5 protein-coding genes are annotated in these 4,414 nt (G+C 69.8%); all 5 read right to left on the bottom strand.

Features of this window, described 5'->3' with window-relative positions:
• A partial coding sequence (locus tag Q4I23_RS30745) for an EscU/YscU/HrcU family type III secretion system export apparatus switch protein (protein WP_498528736.1) occupies positions 1-348 on the bottom strand: 348 nt, incomplete at its 3' end.
• A 10-nt stretch (positions 349-358) separates the two neighbouring features.
• Complete coding sequence (locus tag Q4I23_RS30740) at positions 359-1,117, bottom strand: flagellar biosynthetic protein FliR (RefSeq protein ID WP_498528735.1); 759 nt, start codon at positions 1,115-1,117, stop codon at positions 359-361.
• 10 nt (positions 1,118-1,127) lie between these two features.
• Positions 1,128-3,221, bottom strand: a complete 2,094-nt coding sequence (gene flhA, locus Q4I23_RS30735; protein ID WP_498528734.1) for a flagellar biosynthesis protein FlhA — start codon at positions 3,219-3,221, stop codon at positions 1,128-1,130.
• A gap of 70 nt (positions 3,222-3,291) precedes the next feature.
• The gene (locus tag Q4I23_RS30730; protein WP_454020837.1) at positions 3,292-4,062 is read right to left on the bottom strand and encodes a lysozyme family protein; all 771 of its coding nucleotides are present in this window, start codon (positions 4,060-4,062) and stop codon (positions 3,292-3,294) included.
• A 1-nt stretch (position 4,063) separates the two neighbouring features.
• Positions 4,064-4,330, bottom strand: coding sequence for a flagellar biosynthesis protein FliQ (gene fliQ, locus Q4I23_RS30725; RefSeq protein ID WP_200487003.1), 267 nt, complete (start codon positions 4,328-4,330; stop codon positions 4,064-4,066).
• Between the last annotated feature and the right edge of the window lie 84 nt (positions 4,331-4,414).

Raw genomic sequence — 4,414 nt, 5'->3', positions numbered from 1 at the left:
GCGTATAATCGTCGGCAGCGTCAGATGTGTATAAGAGACAGGGCCGAGCACCGGCAGCAAGGCCACCGCCACCCCGCCGATCAGCCAGCGCAGGCTGTTCACCACGTCGTAGGGACCGCCGTCGAGCCGGATGTCGTTCGGATTCTCGATCAGCGGCAGCAGCACCTCGGCGATGCGGGAGGCGGCGAGCGGCCCGCCGGCCGCAGCGATCAGCCAGGCGGCCGCCATGGTGGCGGCCAGACCGACGTCGCGCGCGCGCGGGACGTCACCCTTGTCCATCGCCTCGCGCAGCCGCTTCTCGGTCGGCTCCTCGGTTTTCTGTTCCTCGTCCTGGGTGTTGTCAGACATCGCCGCCCCCTCACCGCCCGCCGAGCCAGCCGGCCATTCCGGCCAGAGCGGCGGTGACCATGGCCCCCGCCGTGACCATGAAGACCAGCATCCCGCCGCCGACCATCGCCGGGGTGGCGACGAAATAGACGGGCATGGAGGGCATCACCCGGTTGACCAGGGCCAGCGCCATGTTGGCGATCATGCCGAAGACCAGGAAGGGGGCCGCCATCTGCACGCCCAGCCGGAAGGTGACGCCGACGAGCTGGGCGTAGCGCCCCGCCACCATGCCGGGATCGGGCAAGGTCGCCGCCGGCCAGCTTCCGTAAGAGCGCACCAGCGCGTCGATCATCAGGTAATGCAGGTCCAGCGCGAACAGCAGCGCCAGCCCGGCGATGACCAGCGTGCCCGACAGGATCGACCCGCTCTCGAACCCCGCGGCGTCGGTGCCGAAGGGGTTGGCGAGGCCCATCGCCTGGGCGGCGATGTTGCCCGCGACCTGGAGCGAGGCCAGGAACAGCTTGGCCCCCAGCCCGAGGAAGGCGCCGGCCACCGTCTCCGCGAAGATCTGCTCCAGCATCACCGCGGCGTCCGGCGGCAGCCGGTCGGGCAGGCCGGGCACCGTCGGGGTCAGCGCCAGCGCCACCGGGATCGCGATGCACAGCCGGACGCGCGGCGGCACCGCCAGCTCGCCGAAGCCCGGCAGCAGGCTGACCGCCGCGGCGACGCGGGCGAAGACCAGAAAGGCGCGGTAGACCTCCAGGCTGAGCAGGTCGGCGAGCGTGTCCATCACCGTTCCTTCAGACTTGGTCGATCGTTTTGACGGACACCTTGCGGTGCAGCTCGGCGTGGCTGATGACCGGGGTCATCGGGCTGACCCGCTCCAGCAGGGAGCGCACGAAGGGCCGCACCTCCGCCCCGACCAGCAGCGCCGGCCAGACCTGCGGCGTGGCGTGCTTCTGGATGGTGATGCGCAGCGCGGTCAGGAACTCCTGCACCTGGGTCGGCGGCATGGCGAAGCGGCGGTCCTCGCCCTCCGCGATGACGCTCTGCTGGAGCGCCTGCTCCCAGCGCGGGGTCAGGACGATGACCGGGACGAAGCCGTCGGGTGCGGTCAGCGACTGGCAGATCTGCTGGCCGAGCCGCGCCCGCACATGCTCGGTGACCAGCGTGATGTTGCGCGTCCAGTTCACCGCCTCGGCGATGGCCTCGACGATGGCCGGCAGGTTGCGGATAGACACCCGCTCCGCCAGCAGCGCCTGGAGCACGCGCTGCACCACCACCAGCGTGATGCGCGACGGCACCATGTCGGAAATCAGCTTCTGGTACTCCCGCCCTAGCCCGTCGAGCAGCTTCTGCATGGCGGCGAAGGTCAGCAGGGTCGAGAGATGGTCCTTGATGACCTCGGTCAGGTGGGTGGTGATGACGCTTTCCGGGTCGACCACCGTGTAGCCTTTGGCGATGGCCTCCTCGTGGCGGGCCGGGTCGATCCAGCGGGCCTGGAGGTTGAAGGTCGGCTCCCGCGTCGCCTCGCCGGGCAGGTCGGGGGCCGCCCCGCCGGACGGGTCGATGGCGAGCAACTGCTTGGGCCGCACCTCGCCGCTCGCCACCTCGACGCCCATCACGCTGACGACGTAGCCCTTGGGCGGGAGGAAGCTGCTGTCCTTGATGCGCACCGACGGCAGGATGAAGCCGAATTCCTTGGCGAAGCGCTTGCGCAGCGTCTTCACCTTGCCGGTCAGCGGGCCGTTCTTGTTGAGGATCAGCGGGACGAGGTGGTTGCCGACCTCCACCTTCACCTCGTCCACCTTCAGCATGTCCTCCACCGCCTCCTCGGCCGGGGCGGTGGGCGCCTTGCGGCTCTCCTCCAGCCGGGCGAGTGCTGCGCGGCGCATCTTGCCGCGCATCGCGTACCAGCCCGCCGCGCCGAAGCCACCGCCCAGCAGCATGAAGGGCGCGGCGGGCAGGCCCGGCGTCACGCCCAGCGTGCAGAGCAGACCGCCCGCCACCATCAGCGCCTTGGGATAGCCGCCGAGCTGGGCGAGCACCGCCTGATCGGCGGAGCCGACGTTGCCGCCCTTGGTCACCAGCAGGCCGGCGGCCAGCGAGACGACCAGCGCCGGGATCTGCGTCGCCAGACCGTCGCCCACCGTCAGGATGGTGTAGACCGACGCCGCGGACTCGAAGGACATGCCCTGCTGCGCCATGCCGATGGCCATGCCGCCCAGCACGTTGATGGCGGTGATGACCAGCCCGGCCACCGCGTCGCCGCGCACGAACTTCGACGCGCCGTCCATGGCGCCGAAGAAGGTGCTCTCGTCCTCCAGCTCCTTGCGGCGGCGGCGGGCCTCGACGTCGTCGATCATGCCGGCGGACAGGTCGGCGTCGATGGCCATCTGCTTGCCGGGAATGGCGTCCAGGGTGAAGCGTGCGCCGACCTCCGCGATGCGGGAGGCGCCCTTGGTGATGACCACGAAGTTGATGACGATCAGGATGGCGAAGATCACCACGCCGATCACGAAATTGCCGCCCATGATGAACTGGCTGAAGCCCTCGATCACATGGCCGGCGGCGGACGGCCCGGTGTGGCCGTGGCTGAGGATCAGGCGGGTGGACGCGATGTTCAGCGCCAGCCGCAGCACCGTGACGACCAGCAGCACGGTCGGAAAGGAGGAGAAGTCCAGGGGTTTGCTGATCCACAGCGAAACCATCAGGATCAGCACGCTGACCGCCAGCGACAGCGTCAGCCCGAGGTCAAGGAACCAGGTCGGCACCGGCAGGAACAGCACCGCCAGCACCAGCAGGATGCCCAGCGCGAACAGCACGTCGCGGTTCGCCAGCCCGGCATCGCCGAGGCTGGTCATCCGGTTCCGGAAGGTGTCCGTGAAAGCCATGCGGGAACTCCAGGGTGCGGCACCGTTGGTACGCTAGCGCCCCGCGGTAAAACCGGCTTTTACGTCGGGGTCAGTCCGCGCCCGGCAGAAGGGGTTTCACCGCCGCGTTGGCGTAGAGGCTGGACAGGAAGGACAGGCGGCCAAGCTCGGCCCGGCCCCAAGCGGGCAGCGCGCCGGGGGCGGCTTTGGAAGCGGCCGCTTGGGGACCGGCGGCCAGCGTCTTCAGGTAATCCATGGCGCCGGCCACCCAGCGCCGGTTGCCGCCGACCCGCTCGCGGTAGGCCGCCCCGCGCTCCGATTGGGCGGAGTGGTAGCGGGCGATGGCGGCGTCCAGCGATCCCTGCGCGCGGTGCAGGTCGCCCAGGAAGCGCGCGGCGTAACGGGCGTTGGCACGCGGGTCGAAGGCGGTCTCCAGGTCGGGAAAGGCGTCGGGGTGCCATTTCAGGTTCACCTGGAGGCAGCCCACATCGATGGAGCGCGTGCCCCGCGCCTGCGCGGCCCGCACGAAGGCGATGGCCTCGTCCCGCGTCGGGAAGTAATGGGAGGCGCCTTCGGTGTTGACGGTCCAGGGCCAGACGGTGAACAGCCGGTCGGCGGTCATCCGCCCGGCCTCGGTGAAGCCCATGGCGAGCAGCATGTGGTCGGTCACGCCTGCCTCGCGCTCCGCCGCCAGGATGGCGTCGATGCAGGCGGCCTCCGGCGGCAGGCTGCGGGACGGCAGGACGCGCGGCGCGTAGAGGGCGGTGGACCATGTACCGATCTGCGCGGCGGGCGGCTTCACCTCCGCGGCGGTCGCGGTTCCGGCCAGGAGCAGCGCCGCCAGTCCGGCCAGCCGGCGCATGTCACCGCACCGAGACGATCAGGCTGCCCAGCCGGTCGGCGTAGGTGGTGAGCGCGCCGTACATGAAGGGCAGCGCCAACACGGTGGTGACCAGGATGGCGACGATCTTCGGCACGAAGGTCAGCGTCATCTCCTGCACCTGGGTCAGCGCCTGGATCAGCGAGATCGCCACGCCCACCAGAACCGCGATGACCAGCGGCGGCGCGGCGATCAGCAGCATCGTCCAGATGCCCGTGCGCAGGACTTCCAACACGTCGGCTTCGTTCATCGGGGTTCTCCTGGGGAGCGTGTTGCCCCCACCCTTCCCACGGCCTGTCTCTTATACACATCTCCGAGACCACGAGACTATAAC

The sequence above is a fragment of the Azospirillum sp. UFLA03-27 genome (assembly GCF_059803775.1).
This window is presented reverse-complemented; position numbering and strand designations above follow the sequence as displayed.

What these genes read in the sequence shown, in the direction of transcription:
- Q4I23_RS30740 (WP_498528735.1), bottom strand. Translation starts at nt 1,117, where the DNA reads ATGGACACGCTCGCCGACCTGCTCAGCCTGGAGGTCTACCGCGCCTTT.
- flhA (WP_498528734.1), bottom strand. Translation starts at nt 3,221, where the DNA reads ATGGCTTTCACGGACACCTTCCGGAACCGGATGACCAGCCTCGGCGAT.
- fliQ (WP_200487003.1), bottom strand. Translation starts at nt 4,330, where the DNA reads ATGAACGAAGCCGACGTGTTGGAAGTCCTGCGCACGGGCATCTGGACG.
- Q4I23_RS30730 (WP_454020837.1), bottom strand. Translation starts at nt 4,062, where the DNA reads ATGCGCCGGCTGGCCGGACTGGCGGCGCTGCTCCTGGCCGGAACCGCG.